The sequence below is a fragment of the Nocardioides alpinus genome, assembly GCF_900112035.1.
GTDB classification, from domain to species: Bacteria; Actinomycetota; Actinomycetes; order Propionibacteriales; family Nocardioidaceae; genus Nocardioides; species Nocardioides alpinus.
This window is the reverse complement of record NZ_FOKC01000001.1, coordinates 954,196-979,240: the sequence shown is the minus strand read 5'-3', so window position 1 is coordinate 979,240 and position 25,045 is coordinate 954,196. Positions and strand designations below refer to the sequence as shown.

Sequence of the window (25,045 nt, the reverse complement as noted above, 5' to 3'; positions counted from 1 at the left end):
CCTACCGGGGGCAGCGCCGACACCCCGGCGCCACACCTCCTACGGTGGGCCCATGCTCATCCGCGACGTGCGTCTGGTGGCCCTGACCGACGACGCGACCCCTGCGCCGCTCGACGTGCGCATCGAGGGCGGGCGGGTCGTCGAGGTGGGCCCCGACCTGGGGCTCGCGGCCGACGAGACGGCGTACGACGGGGGCGGGCGCTGGCTGATGCCCGGCCTCTGGGACCAGCACGTGCACCTCGGCCAGTGGACCCTCGCGTCGGCCCGGCTCGACCTCGCCCCTGCTCGGTCCAGCGTCGAGGCGGTGACGCTGGTGCGCGAGCGGCTGGAGGAGTGGCCGGACCTGCCGGTGATCGGGTGGGGCCACCGGCCCACCGCCTGGGCCGACAACCCGGCCGTCTCCGACCTCGACGCCATCGACACCGAGCAGCCGATCGTGCTGATCGCCGGCGACGGCCACCACGGCTGGCTCAACACGATCGCGCTGCACATGCTGGCGCTGCCGACCCGTGACAGCGTGGTGACCGAGGCGGAGTGGTTCATGGCCTACGGCCGGCTGGCCGGCGTCGTCGGCTCCGACGGCACCAGTCCCGAGGCCTACCGACGGTCCATGGAGGCTGCTGCCGCGTCGGGCGTGGTCGGGCTGGTCGACCTGGAGTTCAGCGGCGGCGTGGCCGACTGGGCCGAGCGATGGGCCGACGGTGCGGACCTGCTCCGGATCCGGCACGCGTGCTACGCCGACGGCCTCGACGACGTGCTGGCCCGCGGCCTCCGCTCAGGTGATCCGCTCGACGGGGACCCCCGGCTGACCATGGGTCCGCTCAAGATCATCAGCGACGGATCCCTCAACACCCGCACCGCCTGGTGCTGCGAGCCCTACGCCGAGAAGGCCGTCCCCGGCGCCGAGGAGGGCCAGCCCAACCAGTCGCCGGACGAGCTGCGTGCCCTGCTCGCCCGCGCCGCGGCCGGTGGGCTCGACGTCGCCGTGCACGCGATCGGCGACCGCGCGGTCACCGAGGCGCTGGCCGCGTTCGAGGAGACCGGCGCCCGCGGGGGCATCGAGCACGTGCAGCTCACCACGCGCGACGACGTACGCCGGATGGCCGAGCTCGGCATCCGAGCGAGCGTGCAGCCCGCCCACCTCCTCGACGACCGCGACGTCACGGAGCGGCTGTGGCCGGGCCGCGCCGAACGCTGCTTCCCGCTGCGCTGGATGCTCGACGCCGGTGTCGACGTGGCCCTCGGCTCCGACGCACCCGTGTCGCCGCTCGACCCGTGGCTGGCGGTCGCGGCCGCGATCCACCGCTCGGGTGACGAGCGGGAGCCGTGGCACCCCGAGCTGTCGATCACGGCCCGCGAGGCGCTCGCCGCCTCCACCGACGGCTGGGGCACGGTCGCGGTCGGTCACCCGGCCGACCTGGTGCTCCTCGACGCCGACCCGCTGGCGGGGGACTCCGACCGCGAGCACGCCCTGCGGCTCCAGGCCTTCGCCGACCAGGTCGTCGCGACCTGGGTCGCGGGCGAGGCGGCGTACGAGCGCCCCTGAGCCTCGCGGCGCGCCGCGCCCTCAGGCCAGCGCCAGCGTCGCGTCCAGCACGAACGCCGGGTCCTCGAGCCGGTCGCCGTAGACCTCGCGGAGCTGGCCGACGCGGTAGCGCACCGTCTGCGCGTGGACGAACAGCTCCTCGGCCACCGCGTCGCGCCGGCCGTGGTGGAGCAGCCAGCTGCGCAGGGTGTCGGTGAGCTTCTCCGCGGTCGAGGGACGCAGGTCGGCCAGCGGCGCGAGCACCCGCGCGCGCAGGTCGGCGCGGGCGTCGGCATCGGCGGCGAGGACGAGCGCGGCGAGGTGGTCGTCGGAGTCGACGAGACCCTCGATCCCGAGGGCGTCGCAACGCAGCGCGCGGCGGTAGGACGCCGCCGCCTCGAGCCACGGCGTGCTCGGACCGACGACCGCCTCGGTCCCCTGCAGTGCTCGCAGCAACGTACGTCGTGCCGTGGCCGACCCGGCGCCGGGCGCGAGCAGCGAGGTGTGGCCTTCCGGCAGCCCGGGGACGTCGTCGGTGGGCTGGAGCGTCCGCTGGTCGAGGGCGGTCAGGGCGTGGGAGACCTGCGACTCGGGGAGCACGATCGCGGTCAGGGTCGCGGGGGGCTCCCAGCCGGCGCGCTCGGCAGCGGCGTTGACCGCATCGGCCGGTGCCCCGGTGAGCAGCGCCCGCGCCAACCGCTCGAGGTTGCGCTGCCGCACCCGGCCGCTGCTCTCGAGCTCGTCGGTGTGGCCCGCGACCGACGCTGCCGACAGCTCGTCGATGTAGGCGAAGACCAGCTCGGCGAACCTCGCCAGCTGGCCGGAGTCCACCCCCGCCTCCACCGCGGTGTCGGCCATCTCGCGCCACGAGGCGCGCGCACCGATCCGGTAGGCCGAGAGCAACGCCTCGACCGTGCGCCCGGCGCGCGCCTCGCCACGCCCGAGCTGGTAGGCACCCTCGATCGCCGGCGCCTTGGGGGCGTCGGCGTCCTGGCGCGTGGCGAGGGTGAGGAACCCGCCGAGGGCGAGCTGGACGGCGTTGCGGATCACCTCGCCCATCCGGCCGCTCCACGCGCCGGCATAGCTGGGCACCTCCTCGATGATGCGCAGCACGGCGCTGTCGGCCACCTCGGCGAGCCGCTTGCGCAGGGCGGCGGCGACGGCCGGGTCGAGCCCGACCACGGTCGGGAATTGTGTGGCGGGGCGCACAGTGCGGTGGACCATCGGGACTCCTGGGGTCACTCTTGTTCGCTACGAACAAAAGCATACCGTGGATTCACGTGCCGCAGGCAGGTAATCGAGCCCCACCTGGGGCACCTTTGTACCTATGACCACGACTCTCGAGCCGCCTGCGGGCAGCACCCGACGGAGCCGCCGCCTGGGCGACCACCTCGTCCGCGTCGCCGAGGCGGCCACCACGCCGTACCTCCCGGCCGACTTCATGGACCTCTTCGCCCCCCTCCGCTCCGGTGCCGACCTGCGCGGGCGCATCGAGGCCGTGCACGCCGAGACCGCCGACGCCGCGACCATCGTGATCCGCCCCGGCGCCGACTGGGCCGGCCACGTGCCCGGCCAGTACCTCCGCATCGGCATCGACGTCGACGGCGTACGCCAGTGGCGCGCCTACTCGCTGACCCACGGGCCGCGCCGCGACGGCCGGATCTCGATCACCGTCAAGGCCGTCCCCGGCGGCCTCGTCAGCAACCACCTCATCCACCGCGCCGAGCCGGGCACCCTCGTGCACCTCGAGCAGGCGGCCGGCGAGTTCGTCCTCCCGCCCGCAGGTGGCAAGTTCCTGATGGTGACCGCCGGATCGGGCATCACGCCCGTCATCGGCATGCTGCGCAACCTGTTCCCGAGCACCGACGACGGCGTGCTCCGCCCGGCCCGCAGCGCCGACCACGACATCGTCGTCGTGCACGTCGCGCCGAGCCACCCCGACTCGATCTTCATCCGCGACCTCGAGGCGCTCGACGCCGCCGGCGCGATCCGCCTCGTCGCGAGGTACGACGACGAGCACGGCGTCCTGGACGTCGACGACCTGGCCGACCTGGTCCCGGACCTCGCCGACCGTACGACCCTCGCGTGCGGCCCTGCAGGACTGCTCGACGCCCTCGCTGCCCACCACGAGGCGGCAGGGGTCACCCTGACCACCGAGCAGTTCCGCACGGCACGGGTGGAGCCGGGTGACGGCGGCACGCTGAGCTTCACCTCCGGCACCACCCTCGAGCTCGACGGCGCCACCCCGATCCTCGACGCCGCCGAAGAGGCCGGCGTCCTGATGCCCAGCGGCTGCCGGATGGGCATCTGCATGGGCTGCGTCCTCCCCCTCCGCGAAGGCAGCGTCCGCGACCTCCGCAACGGCGCCATCACCACCGCAGTGCCCGGCGAGACCGGCGCGATCAAGGTGCAGACCTGCATCAGCGCCGCCGCCGGCCCGTGCCACATCGACCACTGACCCCACATCCGCCGGTTGAGCAGGCGCGCCAGCGCCGTGTCGAGACCAAGGAACTGAAGGAGATCGACATGACCACGATCCAGAAGAAGTCCGCCCTCCCGGGCCAGTCCAACCCCATCGCGCACCTCACCGAGGCCGACATCGAGCAGATCGGCGTCGAGCTCGACGCGATCCGTCAGGACGTCCTGGACTCCCGCGGCGCCAGCGACGCGGCGTACATCCGCAAGGTCATCGACCGCCAGCGCAAGATCGAGCTCGGCTCGCGCGCGGTGCTGCTCTTCAGCGCCTTCCCGCCGGCGTGGGTGCTCGGCACCGCCGGCCTGAGCATCGCCAAGATCCTCGACAACATGGAGATCGGCCACAACATCCTCCACGGCCAGTGGGACTGGATGCGCGACCCGAAGATCCACTCCAGCACCTGGGAGTGGGACATGGCGTCACCCGCCGCGCAGTGGAAGCACAGCCACAACGAGGTGCACCACACCTACACCAACGTCGTCGGCAAGGACAACGACCTCGGCTACGGCATCATGCGCGTCGACGAGGACCAGACCTGGGCGCCGTTCCACCTCGGCCAGCCGATCTGGTGCTTCATCAACGCGGTCTTCTTCGAGTACGGCATCGCCGCCTACGACCTCGACCTCGGTGCTGTCATCAAGAAGAAGCAGACCAAGGACCCGGAGTTCCGCGCCCGCGCCAAGCAGGTCCTCAACAAGATCCGCAAGCAGGCCACCAAGGACTACGTCGTCCACCCGGCCCTCTCGATCCCGACCGGCTCGTTCCTGCCCACGCTGGCGGCCAACGTCACCGCCAACATCGTGCGCAACCTGTGGTCCAACTCGATCATCCTCTGCGGCCACTTCCCCGAGGGCGTCGAGACCTTCGAGAAGCGCTCGATCGAGGGCGAGACCAAGGGCGACTGGTACGTCCGCCAGATGCTCGGCTCGGCCAACATCTCCGGCTCGAAGGCCCTGCACCTGATGAGCGGCAACCTGTCGCACCAGATCGAGCACCACCTGTTCCCCGACCTGCCGTCCAACCGCTACGCCGAGATCGCGCCGAAGGTGCAGGCCCTCTTCGAGAAGTACGACCTCACCTACTGCGCGCGCCCGCTGGTCCCGCAGGTCTACTCGGCCTGGCACAAGGTCGTCCGGCTCTCGCTGCCCAACGGCTGGCTCAAGACCACCAACGCCAAGAACGCCCCGCAGCAGCTCGGCATCCTCTACAAGATGGCCACCGGTGACCGCCGTACGCGTCGCCTGCTGGGTCGCAAGCTGGAGAGCGAGTCCCGCGCGGCCGCCTGAGGCACTGGTCTGGACACATCCGTGGTCCTACGGATGTATCAGGATCGCTCTTCCCACATCCTTGGTGTCAGGAGCACAATCGGTGGGGGAGAAGCATGAAGACCAAGGATTCGAAGGGGAGGGCCCGATGATCCGCATCGGTTCCGTGGAGGAAGTGCCGTACGACGTGCGGGATGAGTCGTCGGCGCTGTGGGTCCCGCGACCGCGGGCGTCCGTCGAGAGCGGGTCCGCAGCGCACCCGCCCGCTGCCTGATCGAAGCCGGCGCCACCGGCTTCGGCGGGGCTTCGGCGAGCCCGCAGGCGACCCCCGGGCGAGGCCGGCTCCGACCGCGAGGGTCAAGGCCTGACCCCCGTTCGACGGGACACGGGCCGGTTGTCTGGACCGCCTTCCGCAGACTTGCCGAAGGCTCTTCCTAGTGGCCACCGGCGCCTCGCTCCCGCTCCTAGCCTTGTCCTCAGGCGGTCCGTGGGGGACCTGCCATGTGGGGGCGGAAGGAGCACGCCGATGAAGCGGGAGCACAACTCTCACGAGATCGACCTGGCTGGTCGACTCAAGGACCTCGAGCACTTCACGGGGACGCCGGTCGCGCGGCGCGAGGCCGAGCCCGACGCGGTGCCGATCAACGAGGCTCCGTCCACCCGGGTCCCGGTGCCCCGGCGCTCGCGCGTCTTCCTGCGCCACGGCGCGGGACACGGCGTCTTCGCCGAGCTCACCCTCACCGCACCCCGGCCTGCACTCGACTGATCACACCCGGCAGTGGCGCGCGCCACGCATGCCTGGTCGATGAGCCTCCCGGGGACCGGCCCGCCGCTCACCTAGAGTCGCCCGGTGGTCTGGCTGGTCGGCGTGCTCCTGCTCCTCTGGCTCGCCTGGGGTCCGGTCGTCCTCCTGCTCGCGGCCGCCGCGCTCTGCGTGCCCCGCGTCCGGTGGTGGGTCCAGGACCGCGCGCACGTCAGCCGGCGTACGGCTGGCTGGATCACGGGTGCCTGCGTCGCCGTCGTGCTGAGCATCCTGGCGGTCCCGGACGGTTGGCTCCCGATCCCGCCGGCTCCTGGCGCCTGGTCGGGACCGGGGTACGTCGGACGTCCGGCCGTGGAGCGGATCCCCGCCGCCAGTGGGGCCACGACCAACCCGCACCTCGCGCCCGCCTCATCGACGCGGGTCGGACCGCTGGGCCTGCAGCCCGAGGTGGAGACGTCGTGGCTCGGCCTGCAGCGGTGCGGACACCTCGAGCTGACCTCCGCCGATCGCCTCGTCGGGCTCTGCACCGACCGCACGGGTCCGAGCCTCCGGCTGGTCGACCCCGACTCGATGCGACCGACGGCCACCCGGGTCCTGCCCGACACCGCGGGTGACTGCGCCGGTGACGCGTTCCACCTCGACAGCGCAGACCGTGCCGTCGTCGCGACCACGGACCGCCGGGTGCTGGCGGTGCGTACGACGGCGGCGAAGGGTGCCGCCGAGCTGGCGGTCGACGACACCTGGGACCTCAAGCCCTACGTCCCGTTCGGTGACTGCCTCGTCGCGCTCACCCAGGACTGGGCCGGGCGCCTCTGGTGGGTCTCGCGCGACGGGCTCGTCGGCACGATCGCCACGGACACGGGGGAGGTCCGCGTCATCGACGTCGGCGAGGACGTCCGTCGCGACCTGGTCGCGGACGAGGGTGGCGTCTACGTCGTCACCGACGCTGCGCTGCACCGCTTCACCGCCGGGCCCGACGGGACGCCGCAGGCCGCCTGGCGCACCGCGTACGACGGCACCAGCGGGTCGGCGCCGGTGCTGGTCGACGGCGGCGCCGTGGCGATCACCGACAGCGCGGACGGGCGGCTGGGCGTGCTGTTCGTGGCACGCGAGGGCGGTGCGGTGATCTGCCGGCAACCCGTGTTCGGGAAGGACGAGGGCTCGACCCACAGTGACCTCGCCTCGCTCGGCGCGGGCGTGGTGGTGACGAACAACCACGGCTACACGTCGCCTCGCAGCACGGTGCTCGGCTTCGCCAGCGACCCCGGCATCGCGCGCGTCGACCTCCTCGACGGGACCTGTGTCGAGAGGTGGACCAGCGACGCGGTCTCCCCGGGCGCCGGTGTGACCGCGAGCCGTCCGCAGGGGTTGCTCTATGCCTGGACCAAGCGACCTTCGCTGCTCGGGGTGAGCGCGTGGTACCTCACGTCCCTCGACGCCGAGACCGGGCGCAGCATGTGGAGCGTGCGCACCGGCACCGGCCTGCTGGCGGGCAGCGACGACTCGCAGGTCATGCTCGGAGCGGGTGGCACCGCGTGGCTCGGCACGCTCGCCGGGCTGGTCCGCGTCCGCGACCGGGACTGATCAGGGCCAGGTGAGCCCGACGGTCTCCTCGCTCGTCTCCCAGAGCCTCCGCTGCGCCATCTCGTCGCGGGCAAGTGGCGCGGTGCCGACGATCCGCGGCCGGCCGCTGGCCTGACCCGGGCCGCCGGGTCCGACGTACGTCCCTCCCGGCAGGTCGCCGGTGGCGGCCATCAGGCTGGGCCACGCGCCGGCGGCCGCGGTCTGGGAGACCGCCTTGACGGCGGCGTCGAGGATGGCGGCCCGTCGTCCCTCGGTGCTGCCGAGCTGGCCGTTGACGGCGAGGTGGGTGCCCGCGAGGCCCGGGTGCGCAGCCAGCGCGAGCACCGGCAGGCCGGCGCGCCGGAGCCTGCGGTCGAGCTCGAGGGTGAAGAGCAGGTTGGCGAGCTTGGTCTGGCCGTAGACCATCCACCGGCTGTAGCGCCGTCGCGCTCGCGGGTCGTCGAGCGGCGCGGAGCGTGCCAGTCGGTGCATCTGCGAGGACAGGGTGACCACCCGGCCCTCGCCGGAGGCGGCGAGCTGGTCGAGGAGCAGACCGGTCAGCAGGAACGGACCGAAGTGGTTGGTCGCCATCTGCGACTCCAGCCCGTCGGCCGTGCGGCGGTACGGACTGGCCATGACGCCCGCGTTGTTGACGAGCAGGTGGATCGCGCCGAGGTCGCCGGCGGCCGCGCCCGCAGCCCGTACGGATCCGAGGTCGGAGAGGTCGACGACCAGGGTGTCGAGGAGCGCGGACGGCACCTCGGCGGTGATCGCCTCGGCGGCCGTGTCGAGCTTGGCCGGCGTACGGCCGGCCAGCGCCACGCGGGCACCGTGACGGGCGAGCTCGAGGGCGGTGTGGAAGCCCAGGCCGCCCAGGGTCGGTCCGGTGACGACCGCGGTGCGTCCGGTCAGGTCACCGATGTCGTCGGTCGTCCAGGCTGCTTCGCTCACGGGGTGACTGCCAGCGCGGAGAGGACCCGCGCGCCGAGCTCGTCGTCGCCCGAGACGCCGACGACGTCCGGCTCGGCCGGTCGGCGTCCCCCGGCCAGCACCACGAAGGTCGCCCGGTCCATCGACAGGGTCACCGTCGGCTCGCCGTCGTCCGCGGTGGCGGCGCGGCCGCGTCCGTCCTCGCCCACGGCGACGGTCACGGGAGCGTGGCCGGCCACCTCGAGACGTACGACGCTCCCGATCGGAGCCTGCGCCCGCTTGCCGACCACGAAGGGCAGGCTCTCCATGAGGTAGTCGGCCGCGTGGATCGCTGGTGCCGAGTCGAGGTTGCCGGGCAGGTCGAGCGCCCGGCGGAGGTCCTGCTCGTGCATCCACACGTCGAGGGGCCGGTTGCGCAGGAGCAGTCCCGTGGTCCAGCCGATCGCCCCGAAGACACCGGGGGCAGGCGCGGACGGGTCGGTGGGCGGGTCGGCGAGGAGCTGGGTGTGCCGCGCCGTGGTCGACTCGCGGATCTCGGTGATGAGCGCGTCGGGCGACTCGGGTCGCCGGGCGACGACGCCCTGCTCGGTGAACTGGCCCATCATCCCGCGGGCGTGCGGGGCGTCGCCGATCTCGACGTCGTCGTGGGCACGACCGGCCAGCAGCGCCTCGAGGTGGGCGGTGTGCGCCGCGACCGCGTGCACGTCCCAGCCGGGGAGGTCGGTCGGCGTGGACCACTGGTCCTCACCCACCTGCTCGAGCACGTGGGTGAAGGAGTCGACCGCCTCCCACCAGACGGAGACGAGGGTGCCGAGTCGGTCCTGGTCGGTCACGGGATCGGTCATGGGGAGAGCGTAGATGCACCCGCTGACCTCCGCCTGACGGCGCAGCCCCACTCGGCGGAGTGGGGTTGCGTCATTTCGGGACCGGCCGGTCCTACGCTTCCGGGGACGGTCGGGCCCCGAACCGACCGCGCCACGCCAAAGGAGTCGTCATGGGTATCGGAATCGGCATCTTGCTGCTCGTCATCGGCCTGATCCTCCTGTTCGCCATCAAGGAGTTCCCGCAGTCCGTCCAGGACGTCGTCGACCCCGCCACCGTCGGCTGGATCCTGGTGATCGCGGGCGTCCTGGCCCTCGTCCTCGGCCTCGTGATGAACAACCAGCGCTCGAGGACCACCCACGTCGAGGAGCGCCGCGAGCTCTGACCCGGCTCACAGCCAGCCGCGGTCCTGGGCGATCCGCGCGGCCTCGCTGCGCGTCGTCGCGCCGGTCTTGCCGATCGCGGCGGACAGGTGGTTGCGCACGGTGCCCTCGGAGAGGTGCACGCGCGCGGCGATCGTCGCCACCGGTGACCCGTCGAGGGCGTACGTCAGCAGCTCGCGCTCGCGGCCGGTCAGCGGGCTCGGCCCGTCGATCAGCGACTCCGCCGCGAGGTCCGGGTCGATCACGCGCAGGCCGGAGTGGACCCGTCGTACGGCGTCGGCGAGCTGGCGCGCCGGTGTGTCCTTGACGACGAAGCCGGAGGCCCCGGCCTCGATCGCGCGACGGACGTAGCCCGGTCGGCCGAAGGTCGTCACGATCAGGGACCGCACGCCGGGCAGGTCACGGCGCAGGGCGGCCGCGGCGTCGATGCCGTTGAGGCCCGGCATCTCGATGTCGAGGAGGCAGACCTCGGCCCCGGAGGCGCGGGCCGCCTCGACCACCTCGTCGCCCCGGCCCACCTGGGCGACGACCTCGAGGTCCGGCTCGAGGTCGAGCAGCGCCGAGAGGGCTCCCCGGACGAGCGCCTGGTCGTCGGCGAGCAGCAGCCTGATCACGGAAGTGCCACCTGGATGCGGGTCCCCGGGGTGGCCGCGCTGATCTCGAGCGTGCCGCCCGCCCCGGCGACCCGCTCGCGCATGCCCCGCAGCCCGTTGCCCTCGACCCCGGCGCAGCCGGCGCCGTCGTCGGTGACGGCGATGCCATGGGGTCCGAGCTCGATCACCACCGACTGCGCACGCGCATGGCGTACGACGTTGGTGACCGACTCGCGCAGCACCCAGGCGAGCAGCGCCCGGTGGCGCGGGTCGGTGTCGGCGACCGTGCCCGCGACGGTGGTCTCGATGCCGGCGTCGTCGAGCACGCGCGGCAGCGTGGCGAGCTCGGCCTCGAGGTTGCCGGCCCGCAGTCCACCGACCGTCGCGCGCACCTCGGCGAGGGCCTGGCGGGCGGTGGCCTGGATGGACTCCAGCTCGGCCTTCGCCCGGGCGGGGTCGGCGTCGACGAGGCGCGCAGCCAGCTCGGCCTTCACCGACATCGCGGTGAGCGAGTGGCCGATCACGTCGTGCACGTCGCGGGCGACCCGCTCGCGCTCGGCGACCATGGCGAGCTGCTGCTGCGCCTCGTGGGCCACCCGCTCGCGCTCGCCGAAGATCCGCAGCATGACGCCGCCGAGCATGACCGGCCAGATGGTGAGGAAGAAGTAGGGCGGGAAGCCGTCGATGCCGAGCAGCGACAGCAGCGGGGTCGCGGCCCAGAACCCCACCGCCCACTTCCAGGCCGGTGCGGGCAGCGCGAGCGCCGAGAGCATCGCGAGGTAGGGGGTGTAGGAGATCGCGCTGATGCCGATGACCGGGATCGTCGCCACGGCGAGCACGACCATCGCGGCGAGGTGGAGCCAGACCCGCCGGTGGCTGGCGTAGCCCATCACGTTGGCGACCGCGAAGGCGACGATGCAGGCGAAGGCGAGCACCTTGACGCCCGTCGACGCGTCGGACTCGACGACCGCGATGACCGGGTAGACGAGGAAGACCAGCCAGATGGACGCGAAGACCCAACCCCACTTCTCCCACGGGTTCGTCGGGAGCCCGGCGGGTGCCACGGCGGCGCTCACGTGCGCGCCCGGCTCCGTCGTACGCCCCACAGCGCCAGCAGCGAGAAGATCACGGTCCACGCGAGCACGTTAGCGACCGGCAGCCACAGCGGGTCGTGGTCGCCCAGTGGGAGCCACCCGTCGGTCTGCGGGTAGTGCGCCAGTGCCGCGAAGCCGTACATCGGTGTCAGCCGCCCGATGTCGAGCATGAGTCCGTCCATCGGTGTGAAGAGGTTGCCGAGGAAGGCCATCACCACGATCAGGCCCGACGCGATGCCGGGGGTGTTGGGGCCGCGGAAGACCAGGCAGATGGCCAGGCCGTAGATCGCGAACATCGCCGAGCCGATCCAGATGACCAGTGCCGAGAGCACCCAGTCGCTGGCAGCGCCGGACGCACCGGTGACGGCGCCGACCGCGAACACGAGCGTGACGGCCACGGCAGCCACCGCCATCGCGACAGCCGCCTTCATGCCGACGATCGTCAGCGGCCGGAGCGGGGTCAGCGCGAGCTGGCGGCCCCATCCCATCGTCTGCTCGACGGTCGCCGTCCCGGCGACCGTCGTCGTCGCGGTCACCGCGGCGTAGGTCGCCATGGAGGTCATGACGTACATCGCGACGTTGCCGCTGCCGACGCGATCATCCGACCCGAGGCCGAAGACGACGTACATGAACGACGGCAGCGCGACGATGAAGAACATCCCCACGCGGTCGCGCACCTGCCGGCGCAGGTCGAGGGCGACGTACGTCCCCAGAGCGGGGCGCGGGCCGCGGGTCCGGGTCGGCGCAGTGGTCGTGGCGGTCATCGGGTAGCTCCGGTCAGCTCGGGGGTCGTCGGCGCGGGGTCGGCGAGGGACGCGTCCCCGGTGAGGGCGAGGAAGGCCGCCTCGAGGCTGGCGCTGGACACCTCGACGCCGGTGACGCCGAGGGGGGTGAGTGCCTGCTCGACGCGAGCCAGCCACGCCGGGTCGAGCCCGTCAGGGCGTACGACGTCGTCCGGCGGTCGGAAGGAGACGGTGCGCCCGCCGAAGGAGGCGCGTACGTCGGCGGTGGGGCCGTCGGCGACGATGCGGCCGCGCGCGATCAGCACCGTGCGCTCGGCGAACTCGTCCGCCTCGGCGAGGTAGTGGGTGGCGAAGACGATGGTGCGGCCCTGGGCGGCGTCGGCGCGCATGGTGTCCCAGAAGTGCTGGCGGGTGGCGACGTCCATCCCGGCGGTCGGCTCGTCGAGGATCACCAGGTCCGGGTCCGGGACGAGCGCGAGGGCGAACTTGAGGCGCTGCTGCTCGCCGCCCGAGCAGGCCTGCACGCGACGGTCCGCGATCTCCGACAGCGCGGCCCGCTCGATGACGGCCGCGACCCGGTCGCTGCGCCCGTGCGTCGCGGCGATGGCGCGGACGGTCTCCTCGACGGTGAAGTCGGGCAGCAGGCCACCGGTCTGCATCACCGCGGACACACGGCCGGCACGGACCGCGGCGCCCGGCTCCACGCCGTACACCTCGACGGTGCCCGCATCCGGCCGGGTCAGGCCGAGCAGCATGTCGACGGTCGTGGTCTTGCCCGCTCCGTTGGGACCGAGGAACGCGACGATCTCGCCGGCCGCGATCGTCAGGTCGACGTCGTCGACCGCGACGACCGTGCTGCCGTCGCCGGCCCGGAAGGTCTTGCGGAGGCCGGTGGCCCGGATGGCGGGAGTGTTCATGGTCCCAGCCTGTCGCCGTACGGCGTCGAGCACAGGGGCCGGAGGTCACGACCTCGGCGTGACACCTGTCATCCCCACCTCGGTGGTCGAGGTGCCGGACCGGGCCGGCACGCCACCCCCGCGCACCAGCGGTGGCCCACCCACGCTCCTCGGCGTTCGGAGTGTGGCTGGACCACCGCTCGGTGGTGGATCAGAGGATCAGAAGGACGCCTCGTCGAGGTCCATCAGGTCGAGGTCGATGGCCTCGGCGATGGCGCGCTCGGCGCTGATCTTCGGCAGGTTGGTCTGAGCGAAGAACTGGGCGGCCGCGACCTTGCCGGCGTAGAACGTCTTGTCCTTGTCCGACACCTCGCCGCCGAGCTTGGTCAGGGCGACCTCGGCCTGACGCAGCAGCAGCCAAGCGCAGACGACGTCGCCGAGCACCATCAGCAGGCGGGAGGTGTTGAGGCCCACCTTGTAGATGTTGCGGACCTCCTCGGCCGACGACATCAGGTCGTTGATCATGTGGCCGACGATGGCGTTGGCGTCCTCGAGCGCGGTGGCGAGCAGGGCGCGCTCGTTCTTGAGGCGACCGTTACCGGCCTCGGAGGCGATGAAGGTCTCGATCTCCTTGGCCAGGTGGCCCAGGGCCCTGCCCTGGTCCTTGACGATCTTGCGGAAGAAGAAGTCCTGGCCCTGGATCGCCGTGGTGCCCTCGTAGAGCGTGTCGATCTTGGCGTCGCGGACGTACTGCTCGATCGGGTACTCCTGGAGGAAGCCCGAGCCGCCGAAGGTCTGGAGCGACTCCGTGCCCAGCAGCACCCACGAACGCTCGGAGCCGTAGCCCTTCACGATCGGGAGCAGGAGGTCGTTGACCGCCGCGGCGAGGCGGGCCTCGTCGGAGCCCTGGGTGCCCTCGTGCTCGGCGACCATCACCTGGTCCTGCCAGGTGGCGGTGTAGAGCACCAGCGCGCGCATCGCCTCGGCGAACGACTTCTGCGTCATCAGTGAGCGGCGTACGTCGGGGTGGTGCGTGATCGTGACGCGCGGGGCGGTCTTGTCGGCGGCCTGGGTGAGGTCGGCGCCCTGGACGCGCTCCTTGGCGTAGTCGAGCGCGTTGAGGTAGCCGGTCGACAGCGTGGCGATGGCCTTGGTGCCGACCATCATCCGGGCGTTCTCGATGACCTGGAACATCTGCGCGATGCCGTCGTGGACCTCGCCGAGCAGCCAGCCCTTCGCGGGCTCGCCGCCACCGACCTGCGGGTCGCCGAAGGTGACCTCGCACGTGTTGGAGACCTTGATGCCCATCTTGTGCTCGACGTTGGTGACGTAGACACCGTTGCGCTCGCCGGTCAGCTCACCGGTCTCGAGGTCGAAGTGGTGCTCGGGCATCCAGAAGAGCGAGAGGCCCTTGGTGCCCGGACCGCCGACGCCCTCGACGCCCTCGGGGCGCGCGAGGACGAGGTGCATGATGTTCTCGCTCATGTCGTGCGTCGCGCTGGTGATGAAGCGCTTGACGCCCGTGATGTTCCACGTGCCGTCCTCGTTGGGGACGGCCTTGGCGCGGCCGGCGCCGACGTCGGAGCCGGCGTCGGGCTCGGTGAGGACCATGGTGCAGCCCCACTGGCGGTCGACCATGAACTGCGCGACCTGCTTGTCGCGGTCGTTGCCGTTGCGGTGCACGACGTTGGCGAACGCCGGGCCGGCGGCGTACATCCACACCGGTGCGTTGGCGCCGAGCACCATCTCGCCGATCGCCCAGACCAGCGACGAGGGGGCGGGGGTGCCGCCCATCTCCTCGAAGACCTGCAGGCGCCAGAACTCGGAGTCCATCCAGGCCTGGTACGAGGCCTTGAACGCCTCGCTCACCGGCGCGGTGTGCGTGGCGGGGTCGAAGACGGGCGGGTTGCGGTCGCTCTCCTCGTACGAGGCGGCGACGTCCTCGCGGGAGAGGCGCTCCACCTCACGAAGGATCTCGCGGGCGCTGTCGCTGTCGATCTCGCCGAAGGGTCCGGTGCCGAGCACCTCGTCGCGGCCGAGCACCTCGAAGAGGTTGAACTCGATGTCGCGGAGGTTGGTCTTGTAGTGGCTCACGGCTTCCACCTGTTCCATGTCGCGGTCTGGGAGCGAGAGGCACGGCCTACTCGCCAGTAACTTAATGATGCCTCGCGACCGGCCGTCGCGCAACACGAACGCCCGATGTCGCGGGTCACAGGTGGAAGGTCGAGAGGTCGAAGGCGTGGCCGATCGGCATGTCGGTTTTGTCTATCAGGACATGTATGTCTACTCTTTCACCTGACAAACCACAGTCGCGCGACCTAGTGCCTGGGGGAACGTCACCCGACCTGACCGGACCAGACCTCGCAAGGAGCCTTGCGCATGCGCAATCTCATCGTTCTCGGTGTCGTGGGCCTCATCGCCCAGCTCATCGACGGATCCCTGGGCATGGCCTACGGCGTGACGTCCTCGACCCTCCTGCTCGCCGTCGGCGTGGCCCCGGCCGCTGCCTCGGCCGCGGTCCACTTCTCCGAGATCGGCACCTCGCTGGTGTCGGGCTTCTCCCACCACAAGCTCGGCAACGTGGACTGGCGCACCGTCTCGATCCTCGCGCTGCCCGGCTTCGTCGGCGCCTTCCTCGGCGCCACCCTGCTCTCCCACATGGATGCCGCGGTCGCCAAGCCGATCGTCGCCGTCATCCTGCTGAGCCTCGGCGTCTACGTCGTCTACCGCTTCCTGCGCCTCGGCGGCGCCCGTCCGACCTTCAAGGCCCGCCCGTCGGCCGCCTTCCTCGCCCCGATGGGCCTGATCGCCGGCACGCTCGACGCGGTCGGTGGCGGTGGCTGGGGCCCGGTCGGCACCACGTCGCTCCTCTCCAGCGGTCGCCTCGAGCCCCGCAAGGTCGTCGGCTCGATCGACACCTCCGAGTTCGTCGTCGCCGTCGGTGGGTCGCTCGGCTTCCTCTTCGGCCTCGGCGCCGCCAACATCAACTGGGGCTACGCCGGCGCACTGCTCGCCGGTGGCGTCATCGCCGCGCCGATCGCTGCCTGGTTGGTCAAGCACCTCGCCGCCCGCGTCCTCGGCGTCGCTGCAGGTGGCCTGATCATCCTCACCAACTCCAAGACCCTCCTCGAGGCAGTCGGCGTCCCCGGCATCGGCGTCGCTGTCACCGCCGCGGTGGTCTTCGTCCTCTGGATCACCGGCATCGTCTGGGCCGTCAAGCAGGAGCGCATCTCGCGTGCGGCCCGCGACGACGAGCGCACGCTCGAGTCGGCGACCGCCTGACGCACGCGCGCCACGTCGTACGCCGTCCCTCCCGCCACGCGCGGCGGGGGCGGCGTACGCGGCGTTCGGGGGCAGTCGCGGTCAAGCATCACTGTGTTGGCCGACATATCTGACAAACTGCACTCATGCGCGTCTCCGCCAAAGCCGACTACGCCCTGCGGGCCCTGATCGAGATCGCGGTGCGCACCGACGGCACCGCCGTGAGTGCCGAGCAGCTCGGCAAGGCCCAGGGGATCCCGCACGGCTTCCTCCAGGCCATCCTCGCCGACCTGCGGCGCGCCGACATCGTGGTGTCGCAGCGCGGCCAGTCGGGCGGCTGGCGCTTCGCGCGCAAGCCGGAGACGGTCACCGTCGCCGACGTGATCCGCGCCGTCGACGGCCCGCTGGTCTCGGTCTACGGCCTGCGCCCCGAGTCGGTCGAGTACGACGACTCGGCGAAGGTCCTCCAGCACGTCTGGATCGCCGCGCGCAGCTCACTGCGCCTGGTCTTCGAGCAGGTCAGCATCCAGGACCTCGCCGACGGCACGCTCCCCCAGGGCGTCGCCGCCCTCACCGAGGACGAGGACGCCTGGCAGCCCCACTGAGCGCCTTCGTCGCCGGCGCCCCTCACTCCTCGACCAGCGAGAGGTGAGCGAGGAGGCTCAGGCGGCCAGACGCTTGTTGACCTGCTTGCGCAGCTTGCCGATCTTGGCGATCCGCTTGTCGAGGCGCGCCTCCTCCTCGATCAGCGCGATCCTCGCCACCTGTGCGGCCAGCTGCTCGTCGGAGAGGTGCGAGGGAAGCACGTGCGTACGGCCGTCCTTGACCAGTGACATCCACGGGGCGGGCGGCTCGACGTCGAAGCCGCTCGTGACCACGAGCACGACCTTGAACCCGACGGTGTGGTCGAGGGCGAGCGCGGCCTGCTCGTGGTTCGCCCCGAAGAAGTCCGGCACGCTGACGAAGCAGTCGGCCTTCGTCCGGTAGGCACGCCGGCAGACCGAGGCCCACGCGCCCTCGACCTGCTTGCGCTTGAGGCCGGCGGCCTTGTGGGCGCGACGGATCTCGATGCCCGCGTGGGCGAAGGCCTCGGCCTCGGCGTCCGGGACGGCGATCGCGCCCAGTGCCAGCCCGTCGGTCATCGCCGAGACGTCCACCGGGTCGGGGCCGATGTGCAGGAGGAGGAGTCGCTTCGCCATGACGCCAGCATCGCCCCCGCGTGAGTCAGGGATGTGAACGCGCGCTGTCGGGCGTCGAAATTCTCTGGTCAGTCGACCTCGACGGCGCGCAGCCAGCTGACCAGCGGTCGCAGCGTCTTCCAGTCGGCGCGGACCCGGTCGACGAGCCCCGCGTCGATGGCATCGGACTCGAAGCCGTAGGACTTGTTGGCGATCAGCTGCTTGCAGCGCAGCAGGTGGATGCGCGGGTGGTCGGCGTCGTAGCCGCGCGGCGAGGTCTTGAGCCGGTCGCCGCCGATCTCGAAGCCGTCCTTCTCGAGCCGCTTCAGCACCCGCTCGAGCGCCTTGCCGGTCTTCTCGTCGGCCATCGCCTCGCGGATCGCGGCGAGACGCGGACCGTCGGCGTCGTAGAAGCCGCCACCGACGCGGGTGCCGCGCGCCGAGATCTCGACGTACCACCCGGTCGACGGCCCCGCCCCGACGTACGCCCCCTGGTGGGTCTTGTAGGGCGTCTTGTCCTTGGCGAAGCGCACATCGCGGTAGGGGCGGAACACCTTGGCAGGGCCGAAGTCCGGCTCGAGCGAGGTGACGAGCGCCTTCATCGGCGCCTCGACGGACTCCTTCCAGACAGCCTTGTTGGCCTCCCAGAAGGACTTGGTGTTGTCCATCTCGAGGTCGTCGTAGAAGTCCAGCGCGGCGACGGGGAATCCGGTGAAGCTCACGTCGACCGACGTTAGCCGAGCAGGTCCAGCACCCGCGCCACCGCGGTCTCGCGCGACCAGGAGCGCCCCTCCGCCACCAGGCTGTCGAAGCGTTCGGCGCCGAGCAGGTCGAGGGCGGGCCGCACCCGGTCGCGGAAGTGCTCGAGGTCGTGCGAGCTGGGTGTGCTGCCCATCCGGTCCAGCGCCCCGAGGCCGACTCCCATCAAGGACGCCGCTGCTGCCGGTCGATCGTGCGCCGCGAGGCGGGCGAGCAGGTGGGCCGCACTCCAGAACATGCCCTCCGACCGGCTCGAGACGAGCCCGACCGCGGCCGGGGCCGCGAGCGCCCACGCCTCGCTGTGCCGTCCCTCCTGGGCGAGGAGCTCGGCCTCGTTCATCGTGAGCGCGTCGAGACGGGCCACGTCGCCGAGGCGGGAGGCTGCGGACCTGCCCAGCTCGAGCGGGGTGCGCGCCTCGCCGGTGCGGCCGGCCTCACTGAGCTCGCGCACCAGGGCGGTGGCGGTGAGGCCGATCAGCCAGTCGTCGCCGAGGCCTTCCGCGAGACCGACGGCCTCGCGTGCGCGGTCGACGCCCCAGTCGACGCCCAGCCCGACGTCGACGCCGAGGTTGCCGCCGTAGGCGAGGAGGGCGGCGAGCGGTTCGATGTCACCCGCGGCGCGCAGCCGGGCCTCGGCATCCAGGAGCAGGTCGAGGAGCAACCGGTCGTCGACCTCGGTGTCCCAGCGGCGGCGGTAGTCCCAGTAGGTCAGCCATCCCCGGACGTGTGAGTCGCTGGGGCAGCGCGCCGCGGTGCGCTCGATGTAGCCGAAGGCGCGCGGGCCCAGCTGGTGCCACGCCTCACCGAGGTCGCTGATGATCTCGGCGGCCGCGGCCTCCTGCCCGGAGCCGAGCGCCCGGTCGAGGGCCGCCTCGACGTTGCTGCGCTCGCGGAGCAGCACCTCGGTGGCGCGGCGGCGGCTCGCCACCCGCGGGTGCAGCCGCCGCGCCAGGTCGACGTGGGCGGCGAGGTGCAGGTCGCGGGCGCTGTCGCTCCGGCCGGAGGCGGCGAGGTTGCCGGCGACGTACGCCCGGACCGTCTCGAGCATCGTGATCCGCGGCGCCCCGTCCTCGGTCACGCGGACCAGGCTGGCGTCGGCCAGCTCGAGTGCGACGGCCACGGGGTCGCGACCGTCGGTGGCAGGGAGGCGGGCGACGGTGTCGAGGTCCGCGCCGCCGACGAACAGGGCCAGCAGCTCGAGCAGGCGCTGCTGGTGGGGCTCCAAGAGGCGGAAGGACCAGTCGGTCAGGGCGTGCAGGTCGCGCTGCCGGTCGGGGCGCGAGGGTCCGCCGACCACGAGGTCGTGACCTGAGTCCAGGATGTCGGCCAGAGTCCGGGGCAGGAGCTGCCGCACCCGGGCGGCAGCGAGCTCGATGCCCAGCGGCAGGCCGTCGACGCGTCGGCAGATCCGCGCGACGGCCTCGCGGTTGTCGTCGTCCAGGACGAAGCCGGGTCGCGCCAGCTCGGCGTACGAGGCGAAGAGGAGGGACGCGTCCCGGCCGTCGGTGATCGGGTCGAGCCGGAGCAACCGCTCGCCCCGGACGCCGGTGGGGCGGCGGGACGTGGCGAGGAGGCGCACCTCCCCGTCGACGCCGAGCAGGTCCTCGATCGCCGTCGCGACCTCGTCGAGCTGCTCGACGTTGTCCAGCACGAGGAGGGTCCGGCGCTCGGCCAGCTGGGCCAGGACGGCGTCCGGTGCGGGGGTGTCGATCGCCAGGTCGAGCGCTGCTGCCACGGCCCCCCACGCGTCCTCGAGGGTGCCGGCCGTCTCGAGCGCCACGAAGTAGACACCGCCGGCCACCGTCCTGCCCACCCGGTCGGCCACCTCGATCGCCAGCCGGGTCTTCCCGGCACCGCCCGGGCCGACGAGCGTCGTCAGGCCCGAACCCGGGCGCCCGGACTCCTCGACCAGCGCAGCGAGTGCTTGGTCGCGACCCACCAGGCGTACGACCGGGCGCGGCAGGCTGCTGCGGCCACCGAGCGAGCGGGGCGGGGGGAACTCCTCGTCGGTCTCCGACACCTGGTGCAGGTGCTCGGGCTGCGCGGCGTCGGGCAGGCGGTGCCGACCGAGGTCGGTCACGCGCAACCCGTCGGCAGCGAGCACGTCGTCGCCCAGGAGCCGTGCGGTGGTCCCGGTGGCGAGGGTCTGGCCGCCCGACGCGGCGAGGGCCACCTGCAGGACGCGGTGCACCTCCCCGCCGACGTAGTGCTGCTCCACCACGCGGGGTGTGCCGGTGTGGACGCCCATCCGCACCTGCACGCGCACGCCGTGGGGGAAGGGGTGTCCGGCGAGGGCGCGGTGCCCGGAAGCGGCGGCGCGGAGGGCATCGAGGGCGGTCGGGAACGCCGCGAGCAGGCGTTCGCCGTCCGTGGGGAAGGTCAGCCCGGAGCACGCGGCGAACGCCGAGCGCAGCAGGTCGCGGTGCGTGAGCAGGGCGTCGCCGTAGGCGTCGGCGAGCTGTCCCTCGAGCGCCGCAGAGGCGTCGAGCACCGTCGCGACGAGCGTCAGCTCGCCGGAGGGGAGGGACGCGGTGAGGGCCGGGTCGTCGGTGAGGATCGCCCGCTGCAGAGCCTTGAGGGTCGGTCCGGGCTCGAGGCCGAGCTCCTCGCGCAGCTGGTCGACCACCTCGGCGTAGAGCGCGAGCGCGTCGACGGCACGACCCTGTCGGTAGAGGCCTGTCATCACCGCCGCCCTCAGTCGTTCGCGGAAGGGGAACTCACGGACCTGCGGGGTGAGCTCCTCGAGCCGGTCGAGGTCGTCGACCGCGAGGAGCACCTCGGCGAGGTGCTCCAGCCCGGTGGCGCGGAGCTCGTCGAGACGGGCCGCCTCGACCCGGGCGAACGGGTAGCCGGCGAGGTCGGCCAACGGTTCCCCCCGCCACAGCCCCGTCGCGGTGTCCAGGGAGTGCGTCGCCTCGGCGGCCCGCCCGCTGGTGGCGAGCCCCATGCCCACCGCGACGAGCCGCTCGAAGGCCAGGGAGTCGATGCGGTCCGGGCCGAGCTCGAGGCGGTAGCCCCCGCCCCGCGAGGAGATCGACTCGCGGCCGAGGCGGGACCGCAGGTGGGAGACGTAGACCTGGAGCGCGTTGCGGGCGCTGGCCGGTGGGTGGTCGCCCCAGAGGTCGTCGACGAGCCGGTCGACGGTGACGGTCCGCCCGGTGTCGATCGCCAGCCTGGCGAGCAGTGCTCGCTCGCGCGGCGCCAGGGTGACGTCGTACCCGCCGTCGACCTCGACAGGCCCGAGGAGCCGGATGGTGGGCTCGTCGAGGTCGGCGATGGTCCCCACCACGCACCCCCGGCCGAGCCGGTCGGGCGCCTGGCTCGTGCCCGCGATCGTAGGTCGTCGCGGTCCTGCCCGACAGCCGATCCCCCACGGATCGACTGCCGGGCTAGACCCCCGCGGGCCCTACTCGCCGGCGTACGCGTCGGGGTGCTCGATGACGTCCCCGATGAAGTCGTGGGCGACCTGGGTGTCCGCCCGCGTCGCCTGGTCGCTCGCCTTGCACGGGATGTCACCTGTCGTCGTGACCGCCACGACCTCGCCGGCGGCATTGAAGTGCGGACCGCCCGAGTCGCCGTAGCAGGTGCCGCCGTGGCCCCGGGCGAGGTTCATCGAGAAGGTGGCGTAGCCCGGCGTCACGTTGACGAGCGGCTGGGTGGCGACCATCCGCTGCCACGGCGGCAGGAAGGCCTGCGTCGACTTCTTCTTGTCGTCGCGCCTGATGCCGTAGCCCACCGTCGTGAAGGTCGAGCCGCGCAGCGACCTCTCGTCGAGGTGGCCGACCTCGGCGAGCACCGCCGGGGTGACGGCCACCGGTGCGTCGAGCACGAACGCGCCGACGTCGTAGGCGTAGTGCGACGTGCCGGTGTAGCGGGGGTCGGGCACCGGCGTGCCGGTCAGCAGGTCGAGGTCCGTGTCCAGCTCCCAGCTCTCGCCGTCGCTGATGCGCTGCTCGAGGGTGAACCAGACGGTTCCCCAGTCGTCGGCGTAGGCGCCACGGTCCATGCAGTGGCTCGCGGTGAGGACCACACGGTCGGAGACCATCGTGCCGGTGCACAGCTGCACCAGGTAGGGCTCGCCACCCGCGGGCTCCACCTCGACGACGAAGGAGCCGACGTTGTCGTACTCCGTGGTCGGCTTCCCGTTGGTGATGGCATGGGCAGCCGTCGGCGCCAGCAGGGCGAGCAGCGCAGCGGCCACGGCGGCGGCGCGCGCACGGCCGGATCTCAGGACAGACATGGCGGTTCTCCTCTCACCGTCGCCGCTGTGACGACGATCGGGAGGAGCCTGTGGCGAAGGGCTTAAGAGGCGCTGAAGGCGATCAGCCGACAGGTGCCCAGACGAGCTCGTCGCCCCGCTCGCCGAAGGACGAGAGCGTCAGTACGCCTCCTCCGCACGCGGGCTCGCCGAGGAAGGCGTTGCCGACGGACGCGGACTCGTAGGCGATCTCGAGGGTGTGGTCCGGGGTCCAGCGCATCAGCTGCGCCGGCTCGTCGTCGCCCTGCGGGTCGCGGACGAAGAAGACGGAGTCGCCGCAGGGGAGAGCGGTGCCCGTGGTGCCGGGGCCGAGGTCGAAGAAGGTGCCGCCGCCCGACGCGAAGAAGTGCGCCTCCTCCTGGCGTCGCGGCGCGGGCACCTCTGACCAGAGAGACCCGTCAGCGGTGGCCGCGACGTCCCAGGCCGTGCAGTCGGCGGGTCCCTCGACCGGCTGGGGAAGGCCGCTGCCGTCGAGGAGGGTGACGGTGCGGCACGCCACCGGGCGGGCGTCGTCGAAGGTCATCATCGCGACGCCGTGCTCGCTGGCAGTGAGCCCGGAGAAGCCCGAACGAGCTGGGGCGCACCAGCCGTCCTCACCGTTGCTGTCCGCCAGGGCGGAGGTGGCCAGGCAGTAGGCGTCGTCGTCGCCGTACGTCGGGTAGTAGAGGTCGCCGCCCGTGAGCGCCCACGATCCGCCGCTCGCCGGTGCCGGACCGGCGAGCGGCCGCTCCTCACCCGTGGCGAGGTCGACGACCGTGACCTCGCTGGGCGCGGTCTCGGCCTTGTCCTGCTTGACGACGACACTCCAGTCGGTGCTCATCAGGACCTCGGAGATGGTGCGGCCGGCGCCGGCGCCGATGCCGACCTGGGTGCCGTCGCGGGTGAGGTCCACGCTGCCGGCGTCCCTGGCCACGGCCTCCCACTCGGGTCCCTTGACGTAGCGGGTGCCGGCGTCGAGGCCGGAGTCCGTCCACTCCAGCAGGGCGGACGTGGGCTCGGCGACCGTGGGTGCGTCGATGGTGCCGCCGGTGGGGGCGTCGCGCGTCGGCGCGCCCGTGCTGCTCGACGCCTCGCCTGCGCCGGGGCCCGGGGTGGGCTCGTCGGACCCGCCGCAGCCGGCCAGGGTGAGCAGCAGCGCCAGCGCGATCGTCGTACGGGTCCTCATGTCAGACGCCGATGTTGTGCTGGAAGTGCTCGAGGTTGGCGCGGTAGGACTTGTAGGCGTTGCGCCACTGGACGCGGTCGATGGCCGGCTCGCTCGGGTCGAAGCGCGACTGGTCCCACGGCTCGAAATAGCCGATCTTGCGGTTGCCGTCGGGGTCCTGGTCGAAGCCGCGGCCGACCTGGAAGTGCCCGGACGCGTCGTCGTCGAGGTAGGGGTAGTACTGCTTGAGCAGCACCGGGTGGAGCACGACCGGAGCCTGGTAGTCGTGGATGTGGCGCATCATCAGGCGGTACCACTGCTTGAAGCTGAAGTCGCTGATGTCGAGCACGACGTAGGGGCCGGCGTGCGCCTTGTCGTCGTAGTCGGTCTTGTTGTTGACCACGCGCACCATGTCGGTGATCGCCGTGCCGGCGCTGGTCGTGCCGAGGCGGCGGGCCCAGTAGGACTGGTTCTTGCGCGCGCCCTCGGAGCTCCAGCCGATGGCCTGCATCGTCGCCGGGCCGCACCACCAGGTCTGGTTCTGTGCCTGGGCCACCTTGCTGGTGAGGATCTTGGACTTCGTCGGGTAGTTCCCGCCGAACCCTCCGCGGCTGCTGACGTCCGTGACCTCGGGGTGGCGCTCGGCGAAGTCGGCAGGCAGGTCGACGCCCTGGATCTCGTGACGGAGCATCCAGACCTTGCCGACCGACTGCGCAGCCATGGTGAGCTCCGCGCGCTCGGCGTCCGTCCGCTCGGTCTCGGTGCGCCGGGTGTCGCGGACCAGCACGCCGTCCGCGTCGAGGTCGCCGGTCCGCTCGCGGCCGGGGGTGGGGCTGCTCGCCATCCGGGCGGCGAGTGCCTCGCGCGACTGGTTGGTCCAGCCGAACCCGAGGCAGTAGCGCTGGCCGTCGAAGGTGGCGCACCGGACCGCGGCGGTCGCGAGGGCCGTACGTCCCTGTGCTGTCCGCAGCGCAGCGCCTTCGGCGATGACTCGGTCGATCTCCGCGCGCATGGCGGGCGTGACCCGGCCGCGCCCGTGGGCCGCTCCGGGGGCCTGCGTGGTCTCCGCGGTCGGTGCGATGCGCGCCTGGTCGTCGTCACCGTCGGGCAGGAAGGGGACTGCGCCGAGGGTGAGCGCGAGGACCGCGGCCGCGATCGTGGCGGGGTGCCGCCAGAGCGGTCGGGACAGGTCCTCGCCCGCGATGCGGTGGGCGAGGGTGCGAGGGAGGCGGGGAAGTGCAGGCATGGGGAAGGACCTTCGAGCCGAGAGCAACTGGCGTCCCACTGTCCTCTGTGGCCCCAGAAGGCGCAAGTTCCCCACTGGCCACAACGGTCACGTGGGCGCCGAGGTCCGTCTGCCCTTTTCGCGCGCTTCCCGACCGTTGCAACGGT

General features: G+C 72.3%; 22 protein-coding genes. 8 read left to right on the top strand and 14 right to left on the bottom strand.

Annotated elements, in window-relative coordinates:
- Positions 1 to 52: 52 nt before the first annotated feature.
- Positions 53 to 1,546, top strand: a complete 1,494-nt coding sequence (locus BM127_RS04715; RefSeq protein ID WP_091194926.1) for an amidohydrolase — start codon at positions 53 to 55, stop codon at positions 1,544 to 1,546.
- 21 nt (positions 1,547 to 1,567) lie between these two features.
- On the opposite strand, the gene BM127_RS04710 is transcribed toward BM127_RS04715, so the two are convergent.
- Complete coding sequence (locus BM127_RS04710; RefSeq protein WP_091194924.1) at positions 1,568 to 2,749, bottom strand: helix-turn-helix domain-containing protein; 1,182 nt, start codon at positions 2,747 to 2,749, stop codon at positions 1,568 to 1,570.
- A gap of 103 nt (positions 2,750 to 2,852) precedes the next feature.
- On the opposite strand from BM127_RS04710, the gene BM127_RS04705 reads away from it, so the two are divergent.
- The 4 genes from BM127_RS04705 to BM127_RS04690 all read left to right on the top strand — a co-directional run bounded on the left by BM127_RS04705 (position 2,853) and on the right by BM127_RS04690 (position 7,613).
- Positions 2,853 to 3,983, top strand: coding sequence for a ferredoxin reductase (locus BM127_RS04705; RefSeq protein ID WP_091194922.1), 1,131 nt, complete (start codon positions 2,853 to 2,855; stop codon positions 3,981 to 3,983).
- Between the two features lie 68 nt (positions 3,984 to 4,051).
- Positions 4,052 to 5,287: a fatty acid desaturase family protein gene (locus tag BM127_RS04700; RefSeq protein WP_091194921.1), complete on the top strand. Its 1,236-nt coding sequence runs from the start codon at positions 4,052 to 4,054 to the stop codon at positions 5,285 to 5,287.
- 505 nt (positions 5,288 to 5,792) lie between these two features.
- Positions 5,793 to 6,032, top strand: a complete 240-nt coding sequence (locus BM127_RS04695; protein ID WP_091194919.1) for a hypothetical protein — start codon at positions 5,793 to 5,795, stop codon at positions 6,030 to 6,032.
- An 84-nt stretch (positions 6,033 to 6,116) separates the two neighbouring features.
- A complete protein-coding gene (locus tag BM127_RS04690) occupies positions 6,117 to 7,613 on the top strand; it encodes a hypothetical protein (protein WP_091194918.1) in 1,497 nt (498 codons plus the stop codon).
- Here BM127_RS04690 and BM127_RS04685 read toward each other — a convergent pair whose 3' ends face one another.
- Positions 7,614 to 8,543, bottom strand: coding sequence for an oxidoreductase (locus BM127_RS04685; protein WP_091194916.1), 930 nt, complete (start codon positions 8,541 to 8,543; stop codon positions 7,614 to 7,616).
- Positions 8,540 to 9,367, bottom strand: coding sequence for a maleylpyruvate isomerase family mycothiol-dependent enzyme (locus tag BM127_RS04680; protein WP_091194914.1), 828 nt, complete (start codon positions 9,365 to 9,367; stop codon positions 8,540 to 8,542). Before BM127_RS04680 ends, BM127_RS04685 begins: the two co-directional genes overlap by 4 nt.
- Positions 9,368 to 9,516: 149 nt before the next feature.
- Between BM127_RS04680 and BM127_RS04675 the strand changes: the two genes are divergently transcribed.
- A complete protein-coding gene (locus BM127_RS04675) occupies positions 9,517 to 9,729 on the top strand; it encodes a DUF6458 family protein (RefSeq protein ID WP_091194912.1) in 213 nt (70 codons plus the stop codon).
- 6 nt (positions 9,730 to 9,735) lie between these two features.
- On the opposite strand, the gene BM127_RS04670 is transcribed toward BM127_RS04675, so the two are convergent.
- The 5 genes from BM127_RS04670 to BM127_RS04650 form a co-directional block, all read right to left on the bottom strand.
- On the bottom strand, positions 9,736 to 10,341 hold the full coding sequence (locus BM127_RS04670) for a response regulator transcription factor (protein ID WP_091194911.1): 606 nt from the start codon (positions 10,339 to 10,341) through the stop codon (positions 9,736 to 9,738).
- Positions 10,338 to 11,456, bottom strand: a complete 1,119-nt coding sequence (locus BM127_RS04665) for a sensor histidine kinase (protein WP_139227643.1) — start codon at positions 11,454 to 11,456, stop codon at positions 10,338 to 10,340. Before BM127_RS04665 ends, BM127_RS04670 begins: the two co-directional genes overlap by 4 nt.
- Positions 11,393 to 12,178: an ABC transporter permease gene (locus BM127_RS04660; protein WP_091194907.1), complete on the bottom strand. Its 786-nt coding sequence runs from the start codon at positions 12,176 to 12,178 to the stop codon at positions 11,393 to 11,395. The genes BM127_RS04665 and BM127_RS04660 overlap by 64 nt, the downstream gene beginning before the upstream one ends.
- Positions 12,175 to 13,074: an ABC transporter ATP-binding protein gene (locus BM127_RS04655; protein WP_091195513.1), complete on the bottom strand. Its 900-nt coding sequence runs from the start codon at positions 13,072 to 13,074 to the stop codon at positions 12,175 to 12,177. Before BM127_RS04655 ends, BM127_RS04660 begins: the two co-directional genes overlap by 4 nt.
- Positions 13,075 to 13,272: 198 nt before the next feature.
- A complete protein-coding gene (locus tag BM127_RS04650; RefSeq protein ID WP_091194904.1) occupies positions 13,273 to 15,147 on the bottom strand; it encodes an acyl-CoA dehydrogenase in 1,875 nt (624 codons plus the stop codon).
- A 285-nt stretch (positions 15,148 to 15,432) separates the two neighbouring features.
- On the opposite strand from BM127_RS04650, the gene BM127_RS04645 reads away from it, so the two are divergent.
- Positions 15,433 to 16,335, top strand: coding sequence for a sulfite exporter TauE/SafE family protein (locus BM127_RS04645; RefSeq protein WP_091194901.1), 903 nt, complete (start codon positions 15,433 to 15,435; stop codon positions 16,333 to 16,335).
- A 125-nt stretch (positions 16,336 to 16,460) separates the two neighbouring features.
- Complete coding sequence (locus BM127_RS04640) at positions 16,461 to 16,919, top strand: RrF2 family transcriptional regulator (protein ID WP_091194898.1); 459 nt, start codon at positions 16,461 to 16,463, stop codon at positions 16,917 to 16,919.
- Between the two features lie 57 nt (positions 16,920 to 16,976).
- On the opposite strand, the gene BM127_RS04635 is transcribed toward BM127_RS04640, so the two are convergent.
- The 6 genes from BM127_RS04635 to BM127_RS04610 all read right to left on the bottom strand — a co-directional run bounded on the left by BM127_RS04635 (position 16,977) and on the right by BM127_RS04610 (position 24,899).
- A complete protein-coding gene (locus tag BM127_RS04635) occupies positions 16,977 to 17,513 on the bottom strand; it encodes a hypothetical protein (protein WP_091194895.1) in 537 nt (178 codons plus the stop codon).
- Positions 17,514 to 17,581: 68 nt separating this feature from the next.
- Positions 17,582 to 18,214 carry a DUF2461 domain-containing protein gene (locus BM127_RS04630; protein WP_091194892.1) on the bottom strand — a complete coding sequence of 211 codons (633 nt, stop codon included), beginning with the start codon at positions 18,212 to 18,214 and terminating at the stop codon, positions 17,582 to 17,584.
- Positions 18,215 to 18,225: 11 nt separating this feature from the next.
- On the bottom strand, positions 18,226 to 21,537 hold the full coding sequence (locus tag BM127_RS04625) for an AfsR/SARP family transcriptional regulator (RefSeq protein WP_139227642.1): 3,312 nt from the start codon (positions 21,535 to 21,537) through the stop codon (positions 18,226 to 18,228).
- A 120-nt stretch (positions 21,538 to 21,657) separates the two neighbouring features.
- Positions 21,658 to 22,491, bottom strand: coding sequence for a trypsin-like serine protease (locus BM127_RS04620; protein ID WP_091194887.1), 834 nt, complete (start codon positions 22,489 to 22,491; stop codon positions 21,658 to 21,660).
- 82 nt (positions 22,492 to 22,573) lie between these two features.
- On the bottom strand, positions 22,574 to 23,674 hold the full coding sequence (locus BM127_RS04615; protein WP_091194884.1) for a hypothetical protein: 1,101 nt from the start codon (positions 23,672 to 23,674) through the stop codon (positions 22,574 to 22,576).
- Between the two features lies 1 nt (position 23,675).
- Positions 23,676 to 24,899 carry a cysteine peptidase family C39 domain-containing protein gene (locus tag BM127_RS04610; RefSeq protein ID WP_091194881.1) on the bottom strand — a complete coding sequence of 408 codons (1,224 nt, stop codon included), beginning with the start codon at positions 24,897 to 24,899 and terminating at the stop codon, positions 23,676 to 23,678.
- Positions 24,900 to 25,045: the final 146 nt, after the last annotated feature.